Here is a 25,902-nt window from a genome sequence, read left to right on the forward strand (position 1 = left end):
TCAGACCAATACCTGGCGGGTGGTGGCAATGAATTGATGCACCAGTTCCTCGGCCTGCGGCTCGATCATCTGCTCAGGCCCGCGCCCTCGCGGGCAGGCCAGGCGTGGCGTGGTGCCGAACAGGCGGCAGATCATCGGACGCTCTTGATAAACCGTGCAGCCATTGGGGCCCAGGTGCACACAGTCGAGGCGCTCAAGCGCGGCGTCTTGCTCGGCGCGGGACTTGCGCGGCAGGCGTGCCATCTCCTCGGCGGAGGTCGTGACCGGGCCGCAGCAGTCGTGACAACCCGGCTCGCACTCGAAGGACGGGATCAGTTCGCGCAGAAAATGGATCTTGTGGCTGTTGCAGGACATGGCGAGATAAGCAGCAGGAGAACGTGACGCGATTATAGGCCTGTTCGCAGGCAAACCTGCTCCCGCGCATCCAACCGGTGAGCGCAGGTTTACCCACGAACGAGGGCACAGCCCGCGCAGTTGCCCACCTTGCACCTGCGACTTATCCTCGCCCTTTCGCCTCAGCACCGGGAAACGACAGATGATCCACAGCGCGCAGCACGCCGCCTCCTATTACGCCGCCAGCAGCGTGCCGCATCCCGACTACCCAGCGCTCGAAGGCGAGCACAGCGCTGACGTCTGCGTCGTCGGCGGCGGCTATTCGGGCCTCAATACCGCCATTGAGCTGGCCGAGCGTGGTTTGTCCGTCATCCTGCTGGAAGCGCGCAAGATTGGCTGGGGTGCCAGCGGACGCAATGGCGGGCAATTGATCCGCGGCGTTGGCCATGGTCTGGAGCAATTCCTGCCCATCCTCGGCGAGCAAGGCGTACGCAACTTGAAACTCATGGGCCTGGAAGCAGTGGATATCGTCCGCGAGCGTGTCGAGCGCCATGCCATCGCCTGCGACCTGACCTGGGGCTACTGCGACCTGGCCAACAAACCGGGTGAACTGGAAGGCTTCGCCGAGGACGCCGAAGAACTGCGCAGCCTCGGCTATCGTCACGAACTGCGCCTGGTACCGGCCTCGGACATGCACAGCGTAGTGGGCTCGGACCGCTACGTGGGCGGGCTGATCGACATGGGTTCAGGCCATCTGCACCCGCTCAACCTGGCCTTGGGCGAAGCACGGGTCGCCGCCAGCCTGGGCGTGAAGCTGCACGAACAGTCTGAGGTGACGCGCATCGACTATGGCTCCCAGGTGCAGGTCCATACCGCCAAAGGGCGTGTGCGCGCCAGCACCCTGGTGCTGTGCTGCAACGCCTACCACAACGACCTGAATCGCGAGCTGGGCGGCAAGGTGCTGCCTGCCGGTAGCTACATCATTGCCACCGAGCCACTGGGCGAGGAACGTGCCCGCCAACTGTTGCCACAGAACATGGCGGTCTGCGATCAGCGAGTGGCGCTGGACTACTATCGCCTGTCCGCCGACCACCGCTTGCTGTTCGGCGGAGCCTGTCATTACTCCGGGCGCGACCCGAAGGACATCGCCGCCTACATGCGCCCCAAGATGCTCAAGGTATTTGCGCAACTGGCCGATGTGCGCATCGACTATCAATGGGGCGGCATGATCGGCATCGGCGCCAACCGCCTGCCGCAGATCGGGCGCCTGGCCAGCCAGCCGAACGTCTATTACGCCCAGGCGTACTCCGGCCACGGCGTGAACGCCACCCACCTGGCCGGGCGCCTGCTGGGTGAGGCCATCAGCGGCCAGCAGAGCGGTCGCTTCGACCTGTTCGCCCAGGTCCCTCACATCACCTTCCCCGGCGGCAGGCTGCTGCGTTCGCCGCTGCTGGCCTTGGGCATGCTCTGGCATCGACTCAAGGAGTTGGTCTGAATCCAGGCACTCCCCCCGCTCCCACAATAATTGCGGTTAGTCCTTCCAGAAGGGTTTACGCCCTTCTTCGCGAGCCTGCTCCCAGCTCAGTCCCACATCCTTCAGTTGGCTATCATCCAACTGCAACAAGACCCGGCGAGTGCGCCAGCGGTGCAGCATCAACCCCCAGCGTCCCAGCCCGGCCGGGGCGTTGTAGACCTTGGGCCGCAGGCCTTCTTCCAGTTCTTTAGCCAATAACTGCAAACGTACGTCGCTCACGCCGTCCATCGCCACGCTCTCCTGCTCTGATCGAACCCTGGAAAAAGCATGCCGTTTCGCGCCCTCGACAATACAGATCCAATAGCGGCTTATTATTCCCATACAGAATTGGCCGAAACAGGACTGAATGGCGTATTTTCCACCCATCTGTACCGGTCCTAGTCGCAGACGGTTCCAAGGAGTATGCCGTGACCCTTTACCTCAACCTTGCCGAACTGCTTGGCGCACGCATCGAACAAGGCCTGTACCGCCCCGGCCAGCGCCTGCCATCGGTGCGTGCCCTGAGCCTTGAGCATGGGGTCAGCCTGAGCACGGTGCAGCAGGCCTATCGTCTGCTCGAAGACAACGGTCTGGTCTCGCCGCGGCCCAAGTCTGGCTATTTCGTCGCCGAGGACCGCAGCCTTCCTGCGCTGCCCGCCATGAGCCGCACCGCCCAACGTCCGGTGGATATCTCGCAGTGGGACCAAGTGCTGGAACTGGTGCGCAGCACGCCGCAAAAAGGCGTGATCCAGCTCGGTCGCGGCATGCCCGACATCGACAGCCCGACCCTCAAGCCCCTGCTGCGAAGCCTGGCCCAGCTCAGCCGACGCCAGGACATGCCAGGCCTGTATTACGACAACATTCATGGCAACCTGGCCCTGCGCGAGCAGATCGCCCGGCTGATGCTCGACTCCGGCTGCCGCCTGGGCCCGGCCGACCTGGTGGTGACCACTGGCTGCCATGAGGCGTTGTCCACCAGCATCCGCGCCGTGTGTGAACCAGGGGATATCGTGGCCGTCGAAGCGCCCAGCTTCCACGGCGCCATGCAGACCCTCAAAGGCCTGGGCATGAAGGCCCTGGAGATTCCCACCGATCCACTCAGCGGCATCAGCCTGGAGGCCTTGGAACTGGCGCTGGAGCAGTGGCCCATCAAGCTCATCCAGCTCACCCCCAGCTGTAACAACCCACTGGGCTACATCATGCCCGAGGCGCGCAAGAAGGCCCTGCTGAACCTCGCCCAGCGCTACGACGTGGCAATTCTCGAAGACGATGTGTACGGCGACCTGGCCTACACCTACCCGCGGCCGCGGACCATCAAGTCGTTCGATGAAGACGGCCGCGTGTTGCTGTGCAGCTCTTTCTCCAAGACCCTGGCTCCGGGCCTGCGGGTCGGCTGGGTGGCGCCCGGACGCTACCTGGAGCGCGTGCTGCACATGAAGTACATCAGCACCGGCAGTACCGCCAGCCAGCCACAACTGGCCATCGCCGACTTCATCGAAGCCGGCCACTATCAGCCCCACGTGCGCCGCATGCGCAGCCAGTACCAACGCGGCCGCGACCAGATGAGCGACTGGGTGACACGGTACTTTCCGCCCGGCACGCGCGCCAGTCGGCCCCAAGGCGGGTTCATGCTGTGGGTTGAATTGCCGGAAAGTTTCGATACGCTGCGCCTGAATCGCGCTTTACTGGAGCAGGGGGTGCAGATTGCCGTCGGCAGTATCTTCTCGGCGTCGGGCAAGTACCGGCATTGCCTGCGCATGAACTTCGCCGCGCGGCCCACGCCCCAGATCGAAGCTGCGGTACGCAAAGTGGGTGAAACCGCCCTTCGTCTACTGGAAGCGGACGAAGACCCGGCGTAACTTTGCGCCGCCCTCCACGGTCCAAACCATAAAGCCTTTGCTGTACAGGACGTTCTTCACTTGAGACTCCAGCGAGCTCTGCCACTGTTGCTGGCGCTGCTGCTTGGCCTGTCGGGCTGCGCCAGCGTCAGTACGCCCCGCCAGGTCAGCCAGACGCTGCCGGCCAGCGAATCGGCGTTCGGCCGCTCCGTCCAGCGCCAGGCCGCGCCCTATGACGGGCGCTCGGGCTTTCGCCTGCTGCCCAACAGCAACGAGGCCTTTCGCGCCCGCGCCGAGCTGATCCGCAACGCCCAGGCGAGCATCGACCTGCAGTACTACATCGTCCACGACGGCTTGAGCACCCGCGCCCTGGTCCACGAGCTACTGCGCGCCGCCGACCGTGGCGTGCGCGTGCGCGTGCTGCTCGACGACACCACCAGCGACGGCCTCGACACCATGATGGGCACCCTCGCTGCCCATCCCAACATCCAGATCCGTGTGTTCAACCCCCTGCATCTGGGGCGCAGCACCGGCGCCACCCGCGCTGTAGGCCGGCTGTTCAACCTGTCGCGCCAGCATCGGCGCATGCACAACAAGCTGTTTTTGGTGGACAACAGCATGGCCATCGTCGGCGGTCGCAACCTGGGCGATGAATACTTCGACGCCGAGCCGAACCTCAACTTCACCGACATCGATCTGCTCGGCGTAGGCCCGGTGGCCGACCAGCTCGGCCACAGCTTCGACCAGTACTGGAACAGCGCCCTGAGCTTGCCGATCGGCGACTTTCTCTGGCGCCAGCCGGATGCCAACGACCTGCGGGCCAGCCGCAAGCGCCTGGAGATTTCACTGGCGCAAGCGCGGGTCAAGCACAAAGCCTTGTACGACCGCTTGATGGCCTACCAGTCCAATCCACGGCTGGACGCGTGGCGCAACGAGCTGATCTGGGCCCACAGCAAGGCCCTCTGGGATTCACCTAGCAAGGTACTGGCCCAAGGCGAGCCGGACCCACACCTGCTGATGACCCAGCAGTTGGCACCGGAGCTTGCCAATGTGCACCGCGAGCTGATCCTGGTATCGGCCTACTTCGTACCGGGCGAATCGGGCTTGCTGTACCTGACCGGCCGCGCCGATGCCGGTACGTCAGTCAAGCTGCTGACCAACTCCCTGGAAGCCACCGACGTCCCAGCGGTACATGGCGGCTATGCCCCCTATCGCCGCGCCCTGCTCGAGCACGGCGTGCAGCTGTACGAACTGCGCCGCCAACCCGGTGACCCGAGCGCTTACCGCAGCCTGCGCCTGTATGGCAGCTCGGATTCCAGTCTGCACAGCAAGGCCATCGTCTTCGACCGGCGCAAGACCTTCATCGGCTCGTTCAACTTCGACCCACGTTCGGTGCTGTGGAACACCGAGGTCGGCGTGCTGGTCGACAGCCCCGAGCTGGCCGAATACACCCGCGATCTTGCGGTGCAGGGCATGGCGCCAGCGCTGAGCTATCAGGCCAAACTGGTGGGGGACAAACTGGTGTGGGTAACCGAGGACAACGGCAAACGCCGCCTGCTCACCTCTGAGCCAGGCGGGCTGTGGCGGCGGTTCAATGCCTGGATCAGCAAGGCGGTGGGGCTGGAAAAAATGCTGTGAGCCGCCGCCCCGTTCGCAGGTGAACCCTGCCCCACAAGTCAAGCAGCGCTCTCCATGACAGCGCCGCACCTGTGGCCCGCGAATAGGCTACAAACTCACTATCAGGCCGAAGCAGGCTCGAAGGCGTCGCGCCGGCGGGTCAACACGACCAACCCCGCCGCACCTGCCGCCATCAGCCACGGCAGTGCATGGCCACTGATCCATTGGCTGCCGGCGCCAGCGATCAGCGGCCCTAGCAGGCAACCGATGCCCCACAGCTGCGCCACATGCGCGTTGGCGCGCACCAGCTCATCGTCCCGATAACGCTCGCCGATCAGCACCAGCGACAAGGTGAACAGTCCACCGGCACTGGCCCCGAACAACACCCAGACCGGCCAGATCGCAGATGTGTGCAAGGTCAGCGGAATGGCCAGACTCGAAACGAGCAGGGTCAAGGCGCAACCACTGAACAGCGTCCGCCGCGACATGTAGTCGGCCAGGGCCCCGATCGGCAGCTGCAGCACCGCATCGCCCACCACCACGGTACTGACCATGAACAACGCGATCTCGGCGGTGAACCCTTGCTGCAGGCAGTACACCGGCAGCAAGGTCAGGATCATCGCCTCGAAGGCGGCAAACAGCGCAATGGCCCAGGCGATCACCGGCAGACGCCGGCAAAACCCGAACAGGTCGCCGAAGGTGACGCTGCATGCCTCGGTGCTGGGTGCACCGCCGCGGCCCAGCAGCAGCAAGGGTGCGAACAGCAGCAGCGCTGTGGCGGCCCAGAATCCAAAGTCATCGTCCGAGCCCAAGAACCCCAGCACCAAGGGGCCGGCAAGCTGGCTCAGGGCATAGCTGCTGCCATACAGCGCCACCAACCGACCGCGCCACTGCTCGACCACCAGTTGGTTGATCCAGCTTTCACCCAGGATGAACACCACCGTCAGGGCCATGCCGATCACCAGGCGCAATGCCAGCCACAGCGCATAACTGGGTAGCACGGCTACAAGGCCGATCGATAACGCACCGCCCCACAGGCACAGGCGCATCGCCGCTGGCACACCGACCCAACCCGCCAGGCGGCTGGCCAGGCTGGCCCCGAGTAGCACACCGAGCGCGGGCATCGCGGCCATCACGCCGATGGCGAACCCACCGTAGCCCCAGCCCTCCAGGCGCAAGGACACCAGCGGCATGCTCACGCCGAGCGCAAGCCCGACACTGAGCACCGACGCCAGCACGGCAAAATAGGTTCCCCAACGCATGACAGCCTCCCAGGCAGATCTTGAACAGCAGAGACGACAAAGCCGGGACGGCAAGGGCCGGCCCGGCTAGTTGCTTGCAGGGCTGCTGCGCAGCCCATCGTGGGTAACCGCTCCTACGAATCCTGTGGGAGCGGGCTCATCCGCGAAAAGAGCCGCCTAGCGGCCCGCTGGATTACAGCTTGATCCAGGTCGCTTTCAGCTCGGTGTACTTCTCCAGGGCGTGCAGCGACTTGTCACGGCCGTTACCCGACTGCTTGAAGCCACCGAACGGCGCGGTCATGTCACCACCGTCGTACTGGTTGACCCACACGCTGCCGGCGCGCACGGCACGGGCGGTGTTGTGGGCCTTGGAGATGTCGGCGGTCCAGATGCCTGCGGCCAGGCCGTACGGGGTGTCGTTGGCAATCGCCACGGCTTCCTCGGCGGTGTCGAAGGTGATGACCGACAGCACAGGGCCGAAGATCTCTTCCTTGGCGATCTTCATGGCGTTGGTCACGCCGTCGAAGATGGTCGGCTCGACGTAAGTACCGCCGGTTTCTTCCAGAATACGCTTGCCGCCCGCGAGCAGCTTGGCGCCATCCTGGTGACCGGCGTCGATGTACGACAGCACGGTGTTCATTTGCTGGGTGTCCACCAGAGCACCGACGGTGGTCGACGGATCCAGCGGGTTGCCCGGCTTCCAGGCCTTCAGGGCCTCGACCACCATAGGCAAGAACTTGTCCTTGATCGAGCGCTCGACCAGCAGGCGCGAACCTGCGGTGCAGACTTCGCCCTGGTTGAAGGCGATGGCGCTGGCAGCGGCTTCGGCGGCGGCCTTGAGGTCAGGGGCGTCGGCGAAGACGATGTTCGGGCTCTTGCCGCCGGCTTCCAGCCAGACGCGCTTCATGTTCGACTCGCCCGCGTAGACCATCAGCTGCTTGGCGATCTTGGTCGAGCCGGTGAACACCAGGGTGTCGACGTCCATGTGCAGGGCCAGGGCCTTGCCCACGGTGTGGCCGTAGCCTGGCAGCACGTTCAGCACGCCTGCCGGGATGCCCGCTTCGATCGCCAGCTGGGCGATACGAATGGCCGTCAGCGGCGATTTTTCCGATGGCTTGAGGACGATGGAGTTACCAGTGGCCAGGGCCGGGCCGAGTTTCCAGCAGGCCATCAGCAGTGGGAAGTTCCACGGCACGATCGCGCCGACCACGCCCACAGGCTCGCGGGTCACCAGACCCAGCTGATCGTGCGGAGTCGGGGCGACTTCGTCGTAGACCTTGTCGATGGCTTCGGCAGTCCAGTGGATGGCATTGGCGGCACCTGGGACGTCGATGGTGGAGGAGTCACCGATCGGCTTGCCCATGTCCAGGGTTTCCAGCAGGGCCAGTTCTTCGACGTTCTTGCGCAGCAGGTCGGCGAAGCGGATCAGGGTAGCCTTGCGCTTGGCCGGAGCCTGGCGCGACCAGACGCCGGATTCGAACACGGCACGGGCATTTTCGACGGCGCGGTTGGCGTCGGCCAGATCGCAGCTGGCAACCTTGGCCAGGAAGCGTCCGTCCACCGGGCTCAGGCAGTCGAAGGTTTCACCGGATGCGGCATCGGTGTATTCGCCGTTGATGAAGGCGCGACCTTCGATCTTCAGTTGCTGGGCACGCTGTTCCCAATCCGCACGAGTCAGGGTGGTCATACGAAACTCCTCCTCTTGTTAAGGTGCAACGCCGTACTGAGGACATCACGGCGTGTCAATAATTCTGGCCGGGTGACAAGCGCACACTGGCACCCGACACCCTAAACCAGCCGGTGGAAACTATCAATATATTTGACACGAAAGGCCTAAACGCCTACTGATGTGCATTTTATTAAACAACAAAAGGGAATCACCATGAGCATCGGCACCATCATCGACTTCGCTCAGGCACTCACCGAGGCCGAACGCTACCGCCCTGCGGCGGAAAAAATCATCAAGGGCGAGCCCGACCAAGCGGTCTACAACCACTATTCCAGCCCCTGCGGCCAGTTCGCTGCGGGCGTGTGGGAAGGTGAGGTGGGCCAGTGGACGGTGAACTACACCGAGCACGAATACTGCGAGATCACACAGGGTGTCTCGGTACTGCGCGACCAACAGGGCAATGCCAAGACCCTGCGTACCGGCGATCGATTCGTGATCCCGGCCGGCTTCAAGGGCACCTGGGAAGTGCTGGAGCCCTGCCGCAAGATCTACGTCATGTTCGAACAGAAGTAAGAGTCGGACGTGAAGGGCATCATCGAAGGTTTCGCCTTCTGACCTGAACGCCGGACATAAAAAAACCCGCTTCCGAGGAAGCGGGTTTTTTTTAAGGTTGCCTGATCAATTACTTGATCTTGGCTTCCTTGTAGACCACGTGCTTGCGGACGACCGGATCGTATTTCTTGATCTCGATCTTGTCCGGCGTGGTGCGCTTGTTCTTGTCGGTGGTGTAGAAGTGGCCGGTACCGGCACTCGAAACCAGACGGATCAATTCACGCATGATGTTCTCCCTTAAACCTTGGCGCCAGCACGACGGATGTCGGCCAGAACGGCATCGATACCGCGCTTGTCGATGATACGCATGCCCTTGGCGGAAACGCGCAGACGCACGAAACGCTTCTCGGACTCAACCCAGAAACGGTGGTGCTGCAGGTTTGGCAGGAAACGACGACGGGTTTTGTTGTTTGCGTGGGAAATGTTGTTCCCGGTTACCGGACCCTTACCGGTAACTTGACAGACTCTCGACATGCCTCAGCCCTCTAAAACCACATGCCCAACCCGGCATGGGTTGGCCGCTTAATCTCTCAGTCTATGGCGCCAGGCGCCGTGTTTCCGGGGGTCCTATCGACCGAATCGGCTTGCGCGACAGACCGTGCCCCTAGAAAAGAGCGCTGCTTTATACCAGAAAGACTCGACCACAACAACAGAAGATACGCATCCTGATAGGGCCGAGCGCGCCCGGCCAGCATAGCGACAAGGCTGGCGTGCTGTCGACCGCTCGTCGCCGGGCAGGCGAAAAAGAAGGTGGCCATTTATCAATGCGCACACTAGGGTAGGACCTTTCCTCAACTGCACAGTCAGATGGGCCCCGGATCAGTCAAGGAGTCACCATGCGTGTCGCCGCCCTATCGTTGTTGTTCACCTCCCTGTTCGCCGCAGGCCTCGCCCAGGCGGCGCCCCTCTCCGTTTGCACCGAGGCCAGCCCCGAAGGCTTCGACGTCGTCCAGTACAACTCGCTGACGACCACCAACGCCTCGGCCGATGTGCTGATGAATCGTCTGGTGGAATTTGATGCCAGCCAGGGCAAGGTGGTGCCCAGCCTGGCTGAAAGCTGGACAGTGTCCGATGACGGCCTGATCTATGACTTCAAGCTGCGCAATGGCGTGAAATTCCATACCACATCCTGGTTCAAACCCAGCCGTGACTTGGACGCCGACGATGTGCTGTTCAGCTTCCAGCGCATGCTCTACCCCGCCCACGCCTGGCACAAGACAGCGCCTGGTGGGTACCCGCATGCCCAATCGCTGCAGCTGGCCAGCCTGATCAAGCTGATCGAAGCGCCGGAACCGCACACGGTACGCTTCACCCTGACCCACCCGGACGCCACCTTCCTGGCGACCCTGAGCATGGGTTTCGCCTCGATCTATTCCGCCGAGTATGCCGATAAGCTGCTCAAGGCCGGCACCCCGGAAAAGCTCAACAGCCAGCCGGTCGGCACCGGACCGTTCGTGTTCCAGCGTTTCCAGAAGGACGCGGTGGTGCGCTATCGCGCCAACCCCGACTATTTCGCGGGCAAGCCCGCTGTCGACCCGCTGATCTACGCCATCACCCCAGACGCCAACGTACGCCTGCAGAAACTCAAACGCGGCGAATGCCAGGTGGCCCTCTCGCCCAAACCATTGGATATCACCGAAGCTGGCAAGGACGGTAATCTCAAGACCGCAAGTGTCCCGGCGTTCATGACGGCGTTCGTCGCCATCAACAGCCAGCACCCACCGCTGGACAAATCCGAGGTGCGCCAGGCCATCAACCTGGCCTTCGACAAGTCCGCCTATCTCAAGGCCGTGTTCGAAGGCACCGCCATCGCGGCCAATGGCCCCTACCCGCCCAATACCTGGAGCTACGCCAAGGACCTGCCCGGCTATGCCATGGACCTTAAAAAAGCCAAGGCGCTGTTGGCCAAGGCAGGGCTTGCGGACGGTTTTGCCACGACGATCTGGACCCGCCCCTCAGGCAGCCTGCTCAATCCCAACCCGAGCCTGGGCGCGCAGATGCTCCAGGCGGATCTTGCGAAGATCGGCATCAAGGCCGAGATCCGCGTGATCGAATGGGGCGAGCTGATCCGCCGGGCCAAGGCTGGCGAGCATGATCTGCTGTTCATGGGCTGGGCCGGCGACAACGGTGATCCGGACAACTTCCTCACCCCGCAGTTTTCCTGCGCGGCGGTCAAGTCCGGCACCAACTTCGCGCGTTTTTGCGATAACCGCCTGGATCAGCTGATCAGCGCCGGTCGCACCACTAACGACCAGAGCGTGCGCAGCCGTTTGTATCAACAGGCGCAGACGCTGATCCAGCAGCAGGCACTGTGGTTGCCACTGGCCCACCCGACTGCAGCCACGCTGCTGCGCCAGGGTGTGGAGGGTTACCAAGTGAGCCCGTTCGGGCGATTGGATTTCAGCAAGGTTTCCGTCACGCGCTAAGTCATTGGCCGGGGCGCTTTGCGCCCCATCGCTGGCTATAAAGCAGCTTTAGGCCTCGAACCACCCCTGCTCGATCATCGACAGCGGCTCACCGTCCCCGACGATGACATGATCGAGCACCCGCACATCGATCAATGCCAATGCCCGTTTGAGCACCAGCGTCATGTGCACGTCATCCTCGCTGGGCTCGCTATGGCCTGAGGGATGGTTGTGGCACAGGATCAGGGCGGCGGCGTTGTGCAACAGCGAGCGCCGCACCACCTCACGCGGGTAGACGCTCGCCCGGTTGATCGTCCCCCTGAACAGGACCTCGAACGCCAGCGGCCTGTGCTTGGTGTCCAGAAACAGACAGCCGAACACTTCGCTAGCTTCGTGACGCAGCCTGGACTTCAGATAACGCCGCACAGACGCCGGGTTCTCCAGAACGGCTTCACGGGAGATGGATTCATCCAGATAACGTCTGCCGATCTCCAACAACGCTTGCAGCTGCGCATATTTCACCAACCCCAGGCCCGGTTCGCGCAGCACAGCATCGCGGTCTGCCTCGAGAAACTGCCTGAGTCCGCCGAAGCGCATCAAAAGCCCTCGCGACAGGTCCAGCACATTTCGCCCGGCAACTCCCGAGCCCAGCAGCACAGCGAGCAATTCAGCGTCCGACAGCACGGCCGCACCGCGCTGCAACAGCTTCTCCCGTGGCCGCTCGTCCGCTGGCCATTCCCTGATGTTCATACCCCTCCTTGCGTGTTACTGCGGTGCGTTTAGGCCCTGTGTTAATCTATCCCGCTCCGTAGATGCGACGATCTGCCGCAGGCAGCAGTCGTCGTCGCCCGCTTTCACTGGAAAAAGGCAAGCCTATGCAGCGGCTGTATCGCAAGCGCATCGTTCTCGGCGTGGGTGGCGGCATCGCCGCCTACAAGAGCGCCGAGCTGATTCGCCGACTCCTGGAACACGGCGCGCAGGTGCGCGTTGTCATGACCCGCGGTGGTGCCGAGTTCATCACGCCACTGACCCTGCAGGCACTGTCAGGCCACCCGGTGCACATGGACCTGCTCGACCCCGCCGCGGAAGCTGCGATGGGGCACATCGAACTGGCCAAGTGGGCCGACCTGGTGCTGATCGCCCCAGCCACCGCCGATCTCATGGCACGCCTGGCACAAGGCATGGCCGATGACCTGCTGACCACCCTGGTACTGGCTACCGATGCCACTGTTGCCGTGGCGCCAGCCATGAACCAGGCCATGTGGCGCGACCCGGCCACCCAGGCCAACCTCGAACTGCTCAAGAGCCGCGGCATCCAGGTATTCGGCCCGGCCTCCGGCAGCCAGGCCTGTGGCGACGTTGGCCTTGGTCGCATGCTCGAAGCCACGGATCTGGCCTGGTGCGCAGCCGAAAGCTTCAAGCGCCAGTCGCTGACCGGCAAGCATGTGCTGATCACCGCCGGCCCCACCCAGGAAAACATCGACCCGGTGCGCTACATCACCAATCATAGCTCCGGGAAGATGGGCTTCGCCCTGGCCGAGGCGGCTGCCGAAGCCGGGGCTCGGGTGACCCTCGTCACAGGCCCCGTGCACCTAGCGACGCCCGATCGCGTCAACCGGATCGACGTGGTGAGCGCGCGGGACATGCTCGCGGCCTGCGAGGCCGCCATGCCCTGCGACTTGTTCATCGCCTCGGCAGCGGTCGCGGACTACCGCCCGGAAGTCGTTGCCCCGCAAAAGCTCAAGAAAGACCCTACGACCGGCGACGGCATGCTGCTGCAGATGGTGCGCAATCCAGATATCCTTGCGACCATCGCTGGCCGCACCGATCGTCCGTTCAGCGTCGGCTTCGCCGCCGAGACCGAACACCTGCTCGATTACGCCACGCGCAAGCTCAAGGACAAGAACCTCGACCTGATCGTCGCCAATGATGTGGCCAACCCCAGCATCGGCTTCAACAGCGAGGAAAACGCCCTGACCGTCATCGACCGCCAGCAGCACCAGACCCTCTTCGCGCAGACCAGCAAGGGCAAGATCGCCCGACAACTGGTCGCCTTCATCGCCGAACGGCTCAACCAGGTTCAATAAGTTACATGCACGCTCTTCAAGCCAAGATCCTCGACCCTCGCCTGGGCAATGATTTCCCTCTGCCGCAATATGCCACCCCCGGCTCCGCCGGCCTGGACCTGCGCGCCATGCTCAAGGAAGACACTGTCCTGGAGCCGGGCCAGACCCTGCTGATTCCCACTGGCCTGTCGGTATATATCGGCGACCCGGGCCTGGCCGCAATGATCCTTCCGCGCTCGGGCCTGGGCCACAAGCACGGCATCGTGCTGGGCAACCTGGTCGGCCTGATCGACTCGGACTACCAGGGCGAGCTGATGGTCTCCTGCTGGAACCGCGGCCAGACGCCCTTCACCATCGCCATCGGCGAGCGTATCGCGCAGCTGGTGCTGGTGCCTGTGGTGCAGGCGCATTTCGAGATCGTCGAGTCCTTCGACGAGAGCCAGCGCGGGGCTGGCGGCTTCGGTCACTCCGGCAGCCACTGAGACCGCTTGACGACCGTTGGGCCATGGATGGCGAACTCTCTGGCCAAAGCATCGTCCAAGCGTTCAGTTTGCGCCTGCCCAGAAGCCTTTGATTATTGGAGCACCCAGAGATGAACGACATGGCCCACCTGGTACCCGCACTGCCCGAGAGCATCTTCCGTGCCTACGACATCCGTGGCGTTGTCGGCAAAACACTGACCGGCGAGACTGCCTATTGGATCGGCCGTGCCATCGGCGCCCAAACCCTCGCCCAGGGCGAGCCGCAGATCTCGGTTGGTCGCGATGGCCGCCTGTCCGGACCGATGCTGGTCGAGCAGCTGATCAAGGGCCTGGTCGACGCCGGTTGCCAGGTCAGCGACGTCGGCCTGGTCCCAACTCCAGCGCTGTACTACGCCGCCAATGTGCTGGCCGGCAAGTCCGGTGTGATGCTTACCGGCAGCCACAATCCGCCTGACTACAACGGCTTCAAGATCGTCATCGCTGGCGACACCTTGGCCAACGAACAGATCCAAGCCCTGCTGACCCGCCTGAAAACCAACGACCTGAGCCGTGGCGAGGGCCGCGTCGAACGTGTCGAGATCCTGGAGCGTTACTTCCAGCAGATCGTCGGCGACGTGAAGCTGGCCAAGAAACTCAAGGTGGTGGTGGACTGCGGCAATGGCGCCGCTGGCGTCATCGCGCCACAACTGATCGAGGCCTTGGGCTGCGACGTCATCCCGCTGTTCTGCGACGTCGACGGTAACTTCCCCAACCATCACCCGGACCCGGGCAAGCCAGAAAACCTCGAGGATCTGATCGCCAAGGTCAAGGAAACCGGCGCCGACATCGGCCTGGCCTTCGACGGTGACGGCGACCGCGTGGGCGTAGTGACCAATACCGGCACCATCGTCTATCCAGACCGCCTGCTGATGCTCTTCGCCCAGGACGTGCTGTCGCGCAACCCCGGTGCCGAAATCATCTTCGACGTCAAATGCACCCGTCGCCTGACACCGCTGATCGAACAGCACGGCGGTCGCGCCCTGATGTGGAAGACCGGGCACTCGCTGATCAAGAAGAAGATGAAACAGACCGGTTCTCTGCTGGCCGGCGAGATGAGCGGACACATCTTCATCAAGGAACGCTGGTACGGTTTCGACGACGGCATCTACAGCGCCGCACGCCTGCTGGAAATCCTCAGCAAGGCCGACCAGGACGCCGAAAGCCTGTTCGCGGCGTTCCCGAACGATATTTCGACGCCGGAAATCAACATTGATGTGACCGACGAGAGTAAATTCAGCATCATTGATGCACTGCAACGCGACGCCGACTGGGGCGATGCCAACCTCACCACCATCGACGGTGTGCGGGTCGACTACGCCCAAGGCTGGGGCCTGGTTCGCGCTTCCAACACCACCCCGGTGCTGGTGCTGCGCTTCGAGGCCGAAAGCGATGCCGAGCTCAAACGTATCCAGGCTGTCTTGCGCACGCAGTTGCTGCGTGTCGATCCAGCCCTGCAACTGCCGTTCTGACCGACTATCCGTTCCTTACCTGGAGCCCTGCATGACCCTCGATCGCGATGCCGCTTCCCATGTAGCCGAGGTTTTGTCCGAAGCACTGCCTTACATTCGCCGCTTTGTCGGCAAGACCCTGGTGATCAAGTACGGCGGCAACGCGATGGAGAGCGAAGAGCTCAAGACCGGCTTTGCCCGGGACATCGTGTTGATGAAGGCCGTGGGCATCAACCCGGTGGTCGTGCATGGCGGCGGCCCGCAGATCGGTGATTTGCTCAAGCGTCTCTCGATCGAGAGCCACTTCATCGACGGCATGCGAGTCACCGATTCGGCCACCATGGATGTGGTGGAGATGGTTCTGGGCGGTCAGGTAAACAAAGACATCGTCAACCTGATCAACCGACACGGCGGCAGCGCCATCGGCCTGACCGGCAAAGATGCTGAATTGATCCGCGCCAAGAAGCTCACCGTCACCCGCCAGACACCGGAGATGACCCAACCGGAAATCATCGACATCGGCCATGTGGGTGAAGTGGTGAGCGTCAATACCGACCTGCTGAACATGCTGGTCAAAGGCGACTTCATTCCAGTGATCGCACCGATCGGCGTGGGTGAGAACGGCGAATCGTACAACATCAACGCCGACTTGGTGGCCGGCAAGGTAGCCGAGGCGCTCAAGGCCGAGAAGCTGATGCTGCTGACCAATATCGCAGGCCTGATGGACAAGCAGGGCACCGTCCTGACGGGACTGACCACCGAGCAGGTCAACGAGCTGATCGCCGATGGCACCATCTACGGCGGCATGCTGCCGAAGATCAAATGTGCTTTGGAGGCAGTGCAAGGTGGGGTGAACAGCTCGCACATCATCGATGGTCGCGTACCGAATGCCGTGCTGCTGGAGATCTTCACCGACAGCGGCGTGGGCACATTGATCACCAACACCAAGCGTCACTGACCACTTGGTCTGTCAGATGGCTCTTACCATCTGGCGTCGATTCACGGAAAAAGGCGACCTCTAGGGTCGCCTTTTTTTATTCATCCTCACCGCACCCGCGCTTTAAGCTCCCGCCGCACATAAAGTTTTTCTGCTTGGCGCCGAAAAGGTAATAGCATAGCGCCATCGTTTTACTTTCTAATGGAGATATCGCGTGAGATACGCATCACAAGGACTCGTGCTGGTAGCCGCTCTGGCTATCGGGTCCCTTTCCGGCTGCGCAACCGAAACCTCCACGGCAGTTGCCGTGCAGCAGGTAGAAAGCGTCAATCGTCCTTACAGCGGCCTTCGGGCGCCGATCGCCGTGGGTAAATTCGACAATCGCTCCAGCTACATGCGCGGCATCTTCTCCGACGGCGTTGACCGCTTGGGCGGCCAAGCCAAAACCATTTTGATCACCCATTTGCAGCAGACCAATCGCTTCAATGTGCTCGACCGCGACAATATGGGCGAGATCCAGCAAGAAGCGGCGATCAAGGGCCAAGCCCAGCGTCTCAAGGGCGCCGACTACGTGGTGACAGGCGATGTAACCGAGTTCGGCCGCAAAGAGGTCGGCGATCACCAGCTGTTCGGCATCCTGGGCCGCGGCAAGACCCAGATTGCCTATGCCAAGGTTGCACTGAACATCGTCAACATCAGTACCTCCGAGGTGGTCTATTCAAGTCAGGGTGCAGGCGAATATGCACTCTCCAACCGCGAGATCATCGGCTTCGGCGGCACCGCCAGCTATGACTCCACCCTCAACGGCAAAGTCCTCGACCTGGCCATGCGCGAAGCCGTGAACAAACTGGTCAATGCCGTGGAAAGCGGCCAATGGAAGCCACAAGCGCAGTAAGTGGATAGAACAAGGAAGAAGTTACATGACGACCTCACTCTCGGCCTGGCGCGCAGTCGCCGCGCTCTTGCTTGGCTGCACCCTGCTGGCAGGTTGCAGCGGCCAAAAGTCCTTGTACCAATGGGAGAGCTACCAACCCCAGGTATATGAGTACTTCAAAGGTGAGTCCTCGAAAGAGGAACAGGCCATCGCCCTTGAGCGTGACCTCGAAAAGATCAAAGCCAAGAACGGCGCGGTCCCGCCCGGCTATCACGCCCAACTTGGGCTGCTCTATTCCAGCCTGGGCAAGGACGATCAGATGATCCAGCAGTTGCGCACCGAAAAGGCACTGTTCCCTGAATCGGCGCCGTACATGGACTTTCTGATGAACAATGCCAGCAAGGGAACCAAGCAATGATCAGTCGCCTCACCCAACTGCTCGTGAGCGTCTGCGTGCTGGCGCTGCTCACCGGCTGCGCCGAGCGCAAGACCATCGATTACACTGCCTATAAACAAAGTCGCCCCAAATCGATCCTGATCCTGCCGCCGCTGAACGAGTCCCCGGATGTCAAAGCCACCTACAGCATGCTGTCCCAGGTGACCTATCCGCTGGCTGAGGCAGGCTACTACGTAATGCCCGTGGCACTGGTTGACGAAACCTTCCGCCAGAACGGCCTGAGCACACCCGCCGATATCCATCAGCTGCCGCCCAACAAGCTGCATGAGATTTTTGGTGCGGATGCAGGCCTGTATGTCACCGTCAGCGATTACGGTACGCGCTATATGGTGCTCAGCAGCGCAACTGTCGTCACCGCCAGCGCCAAACTGGTGGACCTCAAGAGCGGAACCACCTTGTGGACGGGTAGCGCCAGCGCCTCGAGCGAAGAAGGTCGGCAGAATCAAGGTGGCCTGATTGGCATGCTGGTCACTGCAGCGATCAACCAGATCATCAGCAACGTACAAGATGATGCGGGCTACCCGATCGCTGGCATCACCAGCAGTCGTTTGCTCACGCCCCAGCCCAACGGCGGAATCCTCTATGGCCCCCGCTCGCCGAAGTACGGCACGGACTGAGCGCAGCCGCTATTGCGGCGGTTCGCCGCGAACGAGGCCTGAATAGCCTGCACAAAAAAAGGCGACCCTCTCACGAAGGTCGCCTTTTTCATTGCAACGCGGGGCGTCAGATCCCGTATTGCGCCCGATAGGCTTCGACAGCAGGCAGGTGCTGCTTGAGCTGTGGGTCATCGGCCAGGAACTCCAGCACCTGGGTCAGCGAAACGATGCTGACCACCGGGATGCCGAAGTCGCGCTCGACTTCCTGGATCGCCGACAGCTCGCCATTGCCACGCTCTTCGCGGTTCAGCGCGATCAGAACGCCAGCGGCCTTGGCCTTCTGCGCGTTGATGATCTGCATCACTTCGCGGATAGCGGTGCCAGCGGTGATCACGTCGTCGATGATCAGCACGTCACCGGCCAGCGGGGCGCCGACCAGGCTGCCGCCTTCGCCGTGATCCTTGGCTTCCTTGCGGTTGAAGCACCATGGCACATCGAGCTGGTGTTGCTCGGCCAGCGCCACCGCAGTGGCTGCCGCCAGGGGAATACCCTTGTAGGCGGGGCCGAACAGCACATCGAACGGGATCTTGCTGTCGACGATGGCCGCCGCGTAGCAACGCCCCAGTTGCGCCAGTGCAGAACCGGTATTGAACAGGCCGGCATTGAAGAAGTACGGGCTGGTACGCCCCGATTTCAGGGTGAACTCACCGAAGCGCAGAACCCCGCGATCGATGGCAAAACGAATGAAGTCGCGCTGATACGGCTGCATGAAGAGTCCCGGACACCACGGATTTAGCTAAATGAGTTGAGCTCGGGTATCATACACGCACGAGATTTTTGGGGCCATTTATGCGGATCATCAGTGTGAACGTGAATGGCATTCAGGCTGCAGCCGAGCGTGGATTGCTCAGCTGGCTGCAAGCCCAGAATGCCGACGTCATCTGCCTTCAGGATACCCGCGCCTCGGCCTTTGAACTCGACGACCCAGCTTTCCAGCTCGATGGCTATTTCCTTTACGCCTGCGACGCGGAGGTGCCAGCCCAAGGTGGCGTGGCACTGTACTCGCGGATGCAGCCCAAGGCAGTCATCACCGGCCTGGGCTTCGAGACAGCCGACCGTTACGGGCGTTACCTGCAAGCGGATTTCGACAAGGTAAGTATTGCCACCCTGCTGCTGCCTTCGGGCATGAACGGCGACGAGGACTTGAACCAGAAGTTCAAGTTGATGGACGACTTCGCCCGCTACCTGGACAAGCAGCGTCGCAAGCGTCGCGAGTACATCTACTGCGGCTCGCTGTACGTGGCGCAACAGAAGCTGGACATCAAGAACTGGCGCGACAGCCAGCAGTCGCCAGGCTTCCTGCCACCGGAGCGTGCGTGGATGGACGCAATCGTTGGCGACATGGGTTACGTCGACGCCCTGCGCGAAGTCAGTCGCGAAGGTGACCAGTACAGCTGGTGGCCGGACAACGAGCAGGCCGAAATGCTTAACCTGGGTTATCGGTTTGATTACCAGATCCTTACCCCAGGCCTGCGCCGTTTCGTGCGCAACGCACGCCTGCCACGCCAACCGCGCTTCTCCCAGCATGCGCCACTGATCGTGGACTACGACTGGACACTGACGATCTAAGTCAGTCTGCCGCCCATTCGCGGGTTTACCCGCGAATGGGCCTCAAAAAACCTACTTGATCGGCCGCCAGATCAGCGGATAGCGATAAGGCTTGCCCTCGTTGGCCCTGACCCCCGCAAGGATAGCCAGGACCAGCACCGCTACCGTCAGGATGGCGAAGAGCACGATCCCCACCAAAACGAACATCAGCAGGAAGCAGATGAACCCTGCGATGGTCACGCTGATCTGGAAGTTCAGTGCCTCCTTGCCCTGCGCGTCGATGAACGGATCCAGCTCACGCTTCCAGATCCACATCACCAGCGGGCCCAGCAGGTGCCCAAGGGGCACCACCAGGCCCAGCAGCGCCGAGAGATGACAGAACATCGCCCATTGCCGGATCTCGGCGTTGGGTGGGGCGACCGGCAGGTCGTCAGGCTCGTTCATGTTCCACACCTCCTTGGCAGCCAGGTCAGTCGGCCAGCGACGCGTTCTGCAGTTCGAAGATCTCGGTCATGCCCTTTTGGGCGAGGGCCAGCATGGCGTTGAAGTCTTCAGGCTGGAACGGAGCGCCTTCGGCGGTGCCCTGGACCTCGATGAAGCCACCGGCGCTGGTCATGACCACGTTCAGGTCGGTCTCGGCGGCGGAGTCTTCCAAATAGTCCAGGTCGAGCACGGCCTCGCCCTGATACATGCCCACCGACACAGCGGCGATCATGTGCTTGAGCGGGTTGCCACCCTTGAGACCACCACGCTTCTTGATCACGGCCAGGGCGTCGCACAGGGCGACCATGGCACCGGTGATCGACGCGGTGCGGGTGCCGCCATCGGCCTGGATCACGTCGCAGTCGACGTACAGGGTGACGTCGCCCAGCTTGCTCATGTCCAGCGCGGCGCGCAGGGAGCGACCGATCAGACGCTGGATCTCCAGGGTACGACCACCCTGCTTGCCACGGCTCGCCTCGCGCTGATTACGCTCGCCGGTGGAACGCGGCAGCATGCCGTACTCGGCGGTCAGCCAACCCTGGCCCTGGCCCTTGAGGAAGCGGGGAACACCATTTTCGACGCTGACCGTGCAGACGACCTTGGTGTCGCCGAACTCGACCAGTACCGACCCCTCGGCGTGCTTGGTGTAGTTGCGGGTGATGCGGATCGAGCGGAGCTGATCGGCGGCGCGACCACTTGGACGTTTCATCTGGGATACCTGTACCGGGACTTGAATCTGGCGAGCATTATAAGGCCCGTCGCCCTGTGAGGACATGCCTATTGTCGCGCGCCGGGGCAGCCTGTCGTCTTTTCCCACCGGCCTTGCAGGCGCTCTGTAGCATGGGTGGATTGGGCGCCCGCACCGCACTGCGTTACAATCCCACGCCTTGGCCGAAAGGCTTTCCCGTTCATTCAGACTTAGCGAGGTACTCACCATGGTGCACAGCATGACCGCTTTTGCTCGCGTCGAGCGCGCTGGCAGCCAAGGCACCCTGGCCTGGGAACTGCGCTCGGTCAACCACCGCTACCTGGAGCCTCACCTGCGCTTGCCCGAGGCCCTGCGCGATCTGGAAGGCGCGGTGCGCGAAGGCCTGCGCCAAGGCCTGTCGCGCGGCAAGGTCGAATGCACCCTGCGCCTGAGCGAAGACAACGCCGGCAAGCCCCTTCAAGTCGACCGTGAGCGCGCGGCGCAACTGGTCGCCGCCGCCGAGACCGTCGCCGGTCTGATCAAGCAGCCCGCACCGCTGAACCCGCTCGAAGTCCTGGCCTGGCCCGGCGTGCTGGTGGCCGACGCCAGCGACCCTCAGGCGCTCAATGCCGAGGCCATGGCGCTGTTCAACGAGGCGCTCGCCGAGCTCAAGGCCGGCCGCCAGCGTGAAGGCCTGGAGCTGGCCCGCCTGATCAACGAGCGTCTGGACGGCATGACCGCAGAGGTCACCACCTTGCGCGCTCTGGTGCCTCAAATGCTGGCGGCCCAACGCCAGCGCATCCTCGACCGCTTCAATGACCTGCAGGCCGAACTCGACCCGCAGCGCCTGGAACAGGAGATGGTGTTGCTGGCCCAGAAAAGCGACGTGGCCGAAGAGCTGGACCGCCTCAGCACGCACATCACTGAAGTCCGGCGCGTACTCAAGTCCGGCGGCGCGGCCGGCCGGCGCCTGGACTTCCTGATGCAGGAGCTCAACCGCGAGGCCAACACCCTGGGCTCCAAGGCATTCGACCCGCGCAGCACCCAGGCGGCGGTCAACCTCAAGGTGTTGATCGAACAGATGCGTGAACAAGTACAGAACATCGAGTAAGGCCACCCCCACCATGAACCACAGCAGCGGCACCCTCTACATCGTCTCGGCCCCGTCCGGCGCCGGCAAGACCAGCCTGGTCACGGCACTGATCAAGGACGACCCACGCATCAGCGTCTCGGTTTCGCACACCACGCGCAACAAGCGCCCGGGTGAAGAACACGGCGTGAATTACCACTTCGTCAGCCATGACGAGTTCAAGGCCCTGATCGAGCGTAACGACTTCCTCGAGCATGCCGAAGTGTTCGGCAACTTCTACGGCACATCGCGCAGTGCGCTGCAAGAGGCCCTGGACCAGGGCCAGGACCTGATCCTGGAAATCGACTGGCAAGGCGCCCAGCAGGTACGCAAGCTGATGCCACAGGCGCTTTCGGTGTTCATCCTTCCGCCGAGCCAGCAGGCACTGCGCCAGCGCCTGGACAACCGCGGCCAGGACAGCGAAGAAATTATCGAAGGCCGCATGAAGGAAGCGGTCAGCGAAATGGTGCACTACGACGAGTACGACTACGTCATCATCAACGATGACTTCGCCGTTGCATTGGAAGACCTCAAGGCCGTGTTCCGTGCGAACCGCGATGGTGACTCGCTGGCCACAGAACGCGCCGAGGCGCTCAAGCTGCACAAGCAACAGCAACGCCATGGAGCGCTGCTCAAGCAATTGATCGGCTGAAATCAAAAAGGGGCTGCGTTCGCAGCCCCTTTTCTTTCGTTACTCCTGCAGTTGCAGGTTGGCCTGCTGGCGCAACGTTGCGCCCAGGAAGTAGGCCGGTGCGCGCCAGCGCGACAGCACCATCAACACGATCCCCAGTGCCGAGATGATTGCCGCGATCACGAACACCAAGCCAAGACCGGCAACGTGAGAACCGCTGCCGAAATCCGGCGAGGCGCTGTCGATCGCCGTGCGCACGAAGATGATCGACAGGATCACACCACCCACCAGCGGGCACAGGCCGCGCATGAAGAAGTGGCGCAGGCTGCCGAACAGACTGTGGCGGAAGTACCAGACACAGGCATAGGCCGTCAGCGAGTAGTAGAAGCAGATCATCATGCCCAGGGCAGTGATGGTATCGGCCAGCACGTTCTCGCTCAGGGTGCGCATGGTCACGTAGAACAGACCAGCAGCAACGCCGGCGCAGATGGTCGCGTAGCGCGGCGTCTGCGAACGCGGGCAGACGCTGGCAAAACGTTGTGGCACGGCGCCGTAGTAGCCCATCGCGAGCAGGGTCCGCGCCGGCGACACGAAGGTCGACTGCAAGGACGCAGCAGTGCTCGCCAATACGGCAATGGACATCAGGATCGCCAGCGGCCCCATGACCGGACCGGCCAGGTGCGCAAAGACGTTCTCCTGGATACGCGGGTTACCCAGACCCAGGCCGACATCACTGATCCCGGCGAACTGCAGGGTGGCGATGGCGGTGACCAGGTAGAGACCAAGGATCAGCAATACCGTCCAGGTGGCAGCCTTGCCCGGGACTTCGTCACTGCCTATCGACTCTTCGCTCACGGTCAGGCAAACGTCCCAGCCCCAGAAGATGAAGATCGACAACGACAGACCTGCGGCGAATGCCGAGAAAGACTCCACGCCAAACGGGTTGAACCAGGCCAGATCGAATGCCAACGGTGGCGGTGCGGTGGTCTCGCTGAAGGCGGCGAACGCAAAGCCGATCAACACCAGCAACTGCAAGGCCACCAGGCCGTATTGCACGGTCATCGTGGTGCCCATGCCACGGCAGCAGATCCACACCGCAAGGGCGATGAACACACAACAGGTGGTGATGTTCACCAACAAGTTGTCCGCCAATGCCGCCAGCTCCTGCTGACCGGTGATCTGTGCAATGAACAGATAGAAGAAATCGACGGCCACACCCGCCAGGTTGGACAACACGATGGTTGTGGCCACGACCAGCCCCCAGCCACCGATCCAGCCGATCATTGGCCCGAAAGCACGCGCCGACCACGTAAAGGAAGTGCCGCTGTCCGGCTCCGCGGCATTGAGCTCGCGATAACCCAGCGCGACCAGCAGCATGGGCAGGAAGCCGACGATGAAAACAGCGGGAAGGTGGGCGCCCACCTCACGCACGGTGGGGCCAAGGGCGCCGGTCAGGGTATAGACAGGTGCAATCGTGGAGATGCCCAGCACCACGCTGGCCAGCAGGCCCAAACGGCCTTTTGCCAGGCCTTTGCTGGCGCGCTGGGTGTTGCCTGCATCGGTCGCCACATCGGGTGGGCGGCCGGCTTCGGTGTATTCGCTCATGAGTCTTTGCCGTAACTATTGGTATTGTTTTCACGGACCTTGCGAACAAGGCCCGCTTTCACTCATTGAAAGCTGTTGCAGGGAGCGGGTCATCCAAGACCTTCGGGTAACGTCAGAGTGTTTTCTGGCGCGAACCCTCCCGTGCAGCATGGGCAATGCAGGCCTCGCGGAATGCCTGGAACAGGCGCCGGGAGACCGGGTTTTCGGCGAAACGCCATTCCGGGTGCCACTGCACGCCGAGAACGAAGCCCGGCGCATCAGGCATGGACACCGCTTCGATCAGGCCATCCGGGGCCCGTGCCTCGACGCGCAGGCCAGGGGCCAAACGGTCGATGCCCTGGCTGTGCAGCGAGTTGACCTCGAACTGCGCAGCCAGGCCCAAGCGCTCGAACAGCCCTCCCGGCGCAACGCCGACGGGGTGTCGAGGGCTGTATTGCACCTCAAGCGGTGCATCCTCAGGTTCTCGGTGATCCAGGTAGCCGGGCAGTTCCTGCACGCGCTGGTGCAGGGTGCCGCCGAGGGCGACGTTCAACTCCTGGAAACCACGGCAGATACAGAACACCGGTATACCGGCGGCAATGGCTGCCTGCAGCAACGGCAAGGTCAGACGGTCACGCGCGGTGTCGTGCCGGGTCCCTTCCGCGCTGGGGGCGCCATTGTAATGATGCGGCTCGACATTAGAAGGCGAGCCGGTAAAAAGAATGCCATCGAGCCGAGCGAGCAGCGCCTGTGTGTCGCTGCCACCGTCACGGGCCGGCAATATCAACGGAAGCCCCGCAAAGCCGGCCGCCTCCACGTACTTGTCGCCCACAGTGTGCGACGAGTTTTTCCCCACCTGCTGGCGGCAGGCGCTGACACCGATCAGAGGGACCGCATTTGCGCTCATGGGCTTATACCGTGTGCAGGTACCAGTTGTACTCGAGGTCGGAGATCGACACTTCGAACTCGGCCAGCTCGCTTTCCTTGCAGGCCACGAAGATATCGATGTAGTCCGGGCTGATGTATTGGTTGAGCACTTCGCTGTCATCCAGCGCGCGCAGGGCGTCGCGCAGGTTGTTCGGCAGGCTCTGCTCCAGCTGCTCGTACGAGTTGCCTTCGATCGGCTCACCCGGCTCGACCTGGTTAGTCAGGCCGTGATGGATGCCGGCCAGAATGGCGGCGAGCATCAGGTAAGGGTTGGCATCGGCGCCGGCCACGCGGTGCTCGATGCGCACGTTTTCGCTGCTGTCGGTGGGCACGCGCAGGGCGACGGTGCGGTTGTCCAGGCCCCAGCTCGGTGCGTTGGGCACATAGAACTGCGCACCGAAGCGACGGTAGGAGTTGATGTTCGGGCACAGAAACGCCATCGATGCCGGCATGGTTTCCAGCACACCACCAATCGCGTGGCGCAGCGCATCGCTCTTGAGCGGGTCTTCGTTGGCGAAGATGTTCTTGCCGGTCTTCTTGTCCAGCAGCGAGATGTGCACGTGCAAGCCGTTGCCTGCCTGGCCCGGGTAGGGCTTGGCCATGAAGGTGGTATCCATCTCATGGTCGTAGGCGATGTTCTTGATCAGGCGCTTGAGCAGGATCGCGTAGTCACACGCCTTGAGCGGATCGGCCACGTGGTGCAGGTTGACTTCGAACTGGGCCGG

At 62.5% G+C, this 25,902-nt stretch carries 26 protein-coding genes and 2 pseudogenes; 15 read left to right on the plus strand and 13 right to left on the minus strand.

What is annotated here, in order from left to right; genetic code table 11:
• Positions 1–354, minus strand: a complete 354-nt coding sequence (locus HMPREF3173_RS07670) for a YkgJ family cysteine cluster protein (protein WP_070572132.1) — start codon at positions 352–354, stop codon at positions 1–3.
• 181 nt (positions 355–535) lie between these two features.
• Here HMPREF3173_RS07670 and HMPREF3173_RS07675 point away from each other — a divergent pair, with 181 nt between their 5' ends.
• Positions 536–1,828, plus strand: a complete 1,293-nt coding sequence (locus HMPREF3173_RS07675; protein WP_070572134.1) for an NAD(P)/FAD-dependent oxidoreductase — start codon at positions 536–538, stop codon at positions 1,826–1,828.
• 36 nt (positions 1,829–1,864) lie between these two features.
• Here the strand turns inward: HMPREF3173_RS07675 and HMPREF3173_RS07680 are convergent, their stop codons facing one another.
• Positions 1,865–2,095, minus strand: coding sequence for a DUF1127 domain-containing protein (locus HMPREF3173_RS07680; RefSeq protein WP_043213001.1), 231 nt, complete (start codon positions 2,093–2,095; stop codon positions 1,865–1,867).
• A 179-nt stretch (positions 2,096–2,274) separates the two neighbouring features.
• On the opposite strand from HMPREF3173_RS07680, the gene HMPREF3173_RS07685 reads away from it, so the two are divergent.
• Both HMPREF3173_RS07685 and HMPREF3173_RS07690 read left to right on the plus strand, forming a co-directional pair.
• Positions 2,275–3,705, plus strand: coding sequence for an aminotransferase-like domain-containing protein (locus tag HMPREF3173_RS07685; RefSeq protein ID WP_070572136.1), 1,431 nt, complete (start codon positions 2,275–2,277; stop codon positions 3,703–3,705).
• A gap of 60 nt (positions 3,706–3,765) precedes the next feature.
• Positions 3,766–5,322, plus strand: coding sequence for a phospholipase D family protein (locus HMPREF3173_RS07690; RefSeq protein ID WP_070572138.1), 1,557 nt, complete (start codon positions 3,766–3,768; stop codon positions 5,320–5,322).
• 101 nt (positions 5,323–5,423) lie between these two features.
• Here HMPREF3173_RS07690 and HMPREF3173_RS07695 read toward each other — a convergent pair whose 3' ends face one another.
• Entirely contained in the window at positions 5,424–6,563 is a 1,140-nt protein-coding gene (locus tag HMPREF3173_RS07695; RefSeq protein WP_070572140.1) for an MFS transporter, read from the minus strand.
• 172 nt (positions 6,564–6,735) lie between these two features.
• Complete coding sequence (locus tag HMPREF3173_RS07700; RefSeq protein ID WP_043212993.1) at positions 6,736–8,229, minus strand: aldehyde dehydrogenase; 1,494 nt, start codon at positions 8,227–8,229, stop codon at positions 6,736–6,738.
• Between the two features lie 195 nt (positions 8,230–8,424).
• On the opposite strand from HMPREF3173_RS07700, the gene HMPREF3173_RS07705 reads away from it, so the two are divergent.
• A complete protein-coding gene (locus HMPREF3173_RS07705) occupies positions 8,425–8,784 on the plus strand; it encodes a cupin domain-containing protein (protein WP_070572142.1) in 360 nt (119 codons plus the stop codon).
• A 109-nt stretch (positions 8,785–8,893) separates the two neighbouring features.
• Here HMPREF3173_RS07705 and rpmG read toward each other — a convergent pair whose 3' ends face one another.
• Both rpmG and rpmB read right to left on the minus strand, forming a co-directional pair.
• Positions 8,894–9,049, minus strand: coding sequence for a 50S ribosomal protein L33 (gene rpmG / locus HMPREF3173_RS07710; RefSeq protein WP_003253507.1), 156 nt, complete (start codon positions 9,047–9,049; stop codon positions 8,894–8,896).
• An 11-nt stretch (positions 9,050–9,060) separates the two neighbouring features.
• Positions 9,061–9,297 (minus strand): 50S ribosomal protein L28, encoded by a 237-nt coding sequence (gene rpmB, locus HMPREF3173_RS07715; RefSeq protein ID WP_043212989.1) that lies wholly within the window; start codon positions 9,295–9,297, stop codon positions 9,061–9,063.
• A 362-nt stretch (positions 9,298–9,659) separates the two neighbouring features.
• Here rpmB and HMPREF3173_RS07720 point away from each other — a divergent pair, with 362 nt between their 5' ends.
• A complete protein-coding gene (locus HMPREF3173_RS07720) occupies positions 9,660–11,249 on the plus strand; it encodes an ABC transporter substrate-binding protein (RefSeq protein WP_070572144.1) in 1,590 nt (529 codons plus the stop codon).
• Positions 11,250–11,297: 48 nt separating this feature from the next.
• Here HMPREF3173_RS07720 and radC read toward each other — a convergent pair whose 3' ends face one another.
• A complete protein-coding gene (gene radC, locus HMPREF3173_RS07725) occupies positions 11,298–11,978 on the minus strand; it encodes a RadC family protein (protein ID WP_043212984.1) in 681 nt (226 codons plus the stop codon).
• A 125-nt stretch (positions 11,979–12,103) separates the two neighbouring features.
• Between radC and coaBC the strand changes: the two genes are divergently transcribed.
• From coaBC to HMPREF3173_RS07760, 7 genes and pseudogenes are all read left to right on the plus strand, one after another.
• Positions 12,104–13,315, plus strand: coding sequence for a bifunctional phosphopantothenoylcysteine decarboxylase/phosphopantothenate--cysteine ligase CoaBC (coaBC, locus tag HMPREF3173_RS07730; RefSeq protein ID WP_070572146.1), 1,212 nt, complete (start codon positions 12,104–12,106; stop codon positions 13,313–13,315).
• Between the two features lie 5 nt (positions 13,316–13,320).
• Positions 13,321–13,776: a dUTP diphosphatase gene (gene dut / locus HMPREF3173_RS07735; RefSeq protein ID WP_043212979.1), complete on the plus strand. Its 456-nt coding sequence runs from the start codon at positions 13,321–13,323 to the stop codon at positions 13,774–13,776.
• Between the two features lie 134 nt (positions 13,777–13,910).
• A pseudogene (locus HMPREF3173_RS07740) lies at positions 13,911–15,284 on the plus strand (phosphomannomutase/phosphoglucomutase); the annotation flags it as partial.
• Positions 15,285–15,315: 31 nt separating this feature from the next.
• Positions 15,316–16,221 (plus strand): acetylglutamate kinase, encoded by a 906-nt coding sequence (gene argB, locus HMPREF3173_RS07745; RefSeq protein WP_043212973.1) that lies wholly within the window; start codon positions 15,316–15,318, stop codon positions 16,219–16,221.
• A gap of 193 nt (positions 16,222–16,414) precedes the next feature.
• The gene (locus HMPREF3173_RS07750) at positions 16,415–17,095 is read left to right on the plus strand and encodes a CsgG/HfaB family protein (RefSeq protein WP_070572148.1); all 681 of its coding nucleotides are present in this window, start codon (positions 16,415–16,417) and stop codon (positions 17,093–17,095) included.
• Positions 17,096–17,120: 25 nt separating this feature from the next.
• Positions 17,121–17,492 (plus strand): DUF4810 domain-containing protein, encoded by a 372-nt coding sequence (locus HMPREF3173_RS07755; protein ID WP_070572150.1) that lies wholly within the window; start codon positions 17,121–17,123, stop codon positions 17,490–17,492.
• Complete coding sequence (locus HMPREF3173_RS07760; protein WP_043212967.1) at positions 17,489–18,148, plus strand: DUF799 domain-containing protein; 660 nt, start codon at positions 17,489–17,491, stop codon at positions 18,146–18,148. Before HMPREF3173_RS07755 ends, HMPREF3173_RS07760 begins: the two co-directional genes overlap by 4 nt.
• A 106-nt stretch (positions 18,149–18,254) precedes the next feature.
• On the opposite strand, the gene pyrE is transcribed toward HMPREF3173_RS07760, so the two are convergent.
• Complete coding sequence (gene pyrE / locus HMPREF3173_RS07765; protein WP_043212965.1) at positions 18,255–18,896, minus strand: orotate phosphoribosyltransferase; 642 nt, start codon at positions 18,894–18,896, stop codon at positions 18,255–18,257.
• A gap of 80 nt (positions 18,897–18,976) precedes the next feature.
• Between pyrE and HMPREF3173_RS07770 the strand changes: the two genes are divergently transcribed.
• Entirely contained in the window at positions 18,977–19,756 is a 780-nt protein-coding gene (locus HMPREF3173_RS07770) for an exodeoxyribonuclease III (protein ID WP_043212963.1), read from the plus strand.
• 51 nt (positions 19,757–19,807) lie between these two features.
• On the opposite strand, the gene HMPREF3173_RS07775 is transcribed toward HMPREF3173_RS07770, so the two are convergent.
• Together HMPREF3173_RS07775 and rph are read right to left on the minus strand one after the other, a co-directional pair.
• Complete coding sequence (locus tag HMPREF3173_RS07775; RefSeq protein WP_043212961.1) at positions 19,808–20,179, minus strand: DUF4870 domain-containing protein; 372 nt, start codon at positions 20,177–20,179, stop codon at positions 19,808–19,810.
• 25 nt (positions 20,180–20,204) lie between these two features.
• The gene (gene rph, locus HMPREF3173_RS07780; protein WP_043212958.1) at positions 20,205–20,927 is read right to left on the minus strand and encodes a ribonuclease PH; all 723 of its coding nucleotides are present in this window, start codon (positions 20,925–20,927) and stop codon (positions 20,205–20,207) included.
• A gap of 226 nt (positions 20,928–21,153) precedes the next feature.
• Between rph and HMPREF3173_RS07785 the strand changes: the two genes are divergently transcribed.
• Both HMPREF3173_RS07785 and gmk read left to right on the plus strand, forming a co-directional pair.
• Positions 21,154–22,017, plus strand: a complete 864-nt coding sequence (locus tag HMPREF3173_RS07785) for a YicC/YloC family endoribonuclease (protein WP_043212955.1) — start codon at positions 21,154–21,156, stop codon at positions 22,015–22,017.
• A 13-nt stretch (positions 22,018–22,030) separates the two neighbouring features.
• Positions 22,031–22,687 carry a guanylate kinase gene (gene gmk, locus HMPREF3173_RS07790; protein ID WP_070572152.1) on the plus strand — a complete coding sequence of 219 codons (657 nt, stop codon included), beginning with the start codon at positions 22,031–22,033 and terminating at the stop codon, positions 22,685–22,687.
• Positions 22,688–22,726: 39 nt separating this feature from the next.
• On the opposite strand, the gene HMPREF3173_RS07795 is transcribed toward gmk, so the two are convergent.
• The 3 genes and pseudogenes from HMPREF3173_RS07795 to HMPREF3173_RS24875 form a co-directional block, all read right to left on the minus strand.
• Entirely contained in the window at positions 22,727–24,271 is a 1,545-nt protein-coding gene (locus tag HMPREF3173_RS07795; RefSeq protein ID WP_070572153.1) for an APC family permease, read from the minus strand.
• A gap of 112 nt (positions 24,272–24,383) precedes the next feature.
• Positions 24,384–25,157 (minus strand): gamma-glutamyl-gamma-aminobutyrate hydrolase family protein, encoded by a 774-nt coding sequence (locus HMPREF3173_RS07800; RefSeq protein ID WP_043209888.1) that lies wholly within the window; start codon positions 25,155–25,157, stop codon positions 24,384–24,386.
• 4 nt (positions 25,158–25,161) lie between these two features.
• Positions 25,162–25,902, minus strand: a pseudogene (locus HMPREF3173_RS24875) (glutamine synthetase); the annotation flags it as partial.

The sequence above is a fragment of the Pseudomonas sp. HMSC08G10 genome (genome assembly GCF_001808425.1).
In the GTDB taxonomy this organism is placed as follows: Bacteria; Pseudomonadota; Gammaproteobacteria; order Pseudomonadales; family Pseudomonadaceae; genus Aquipseudomonas; species Aquipseudomonas guariconensis.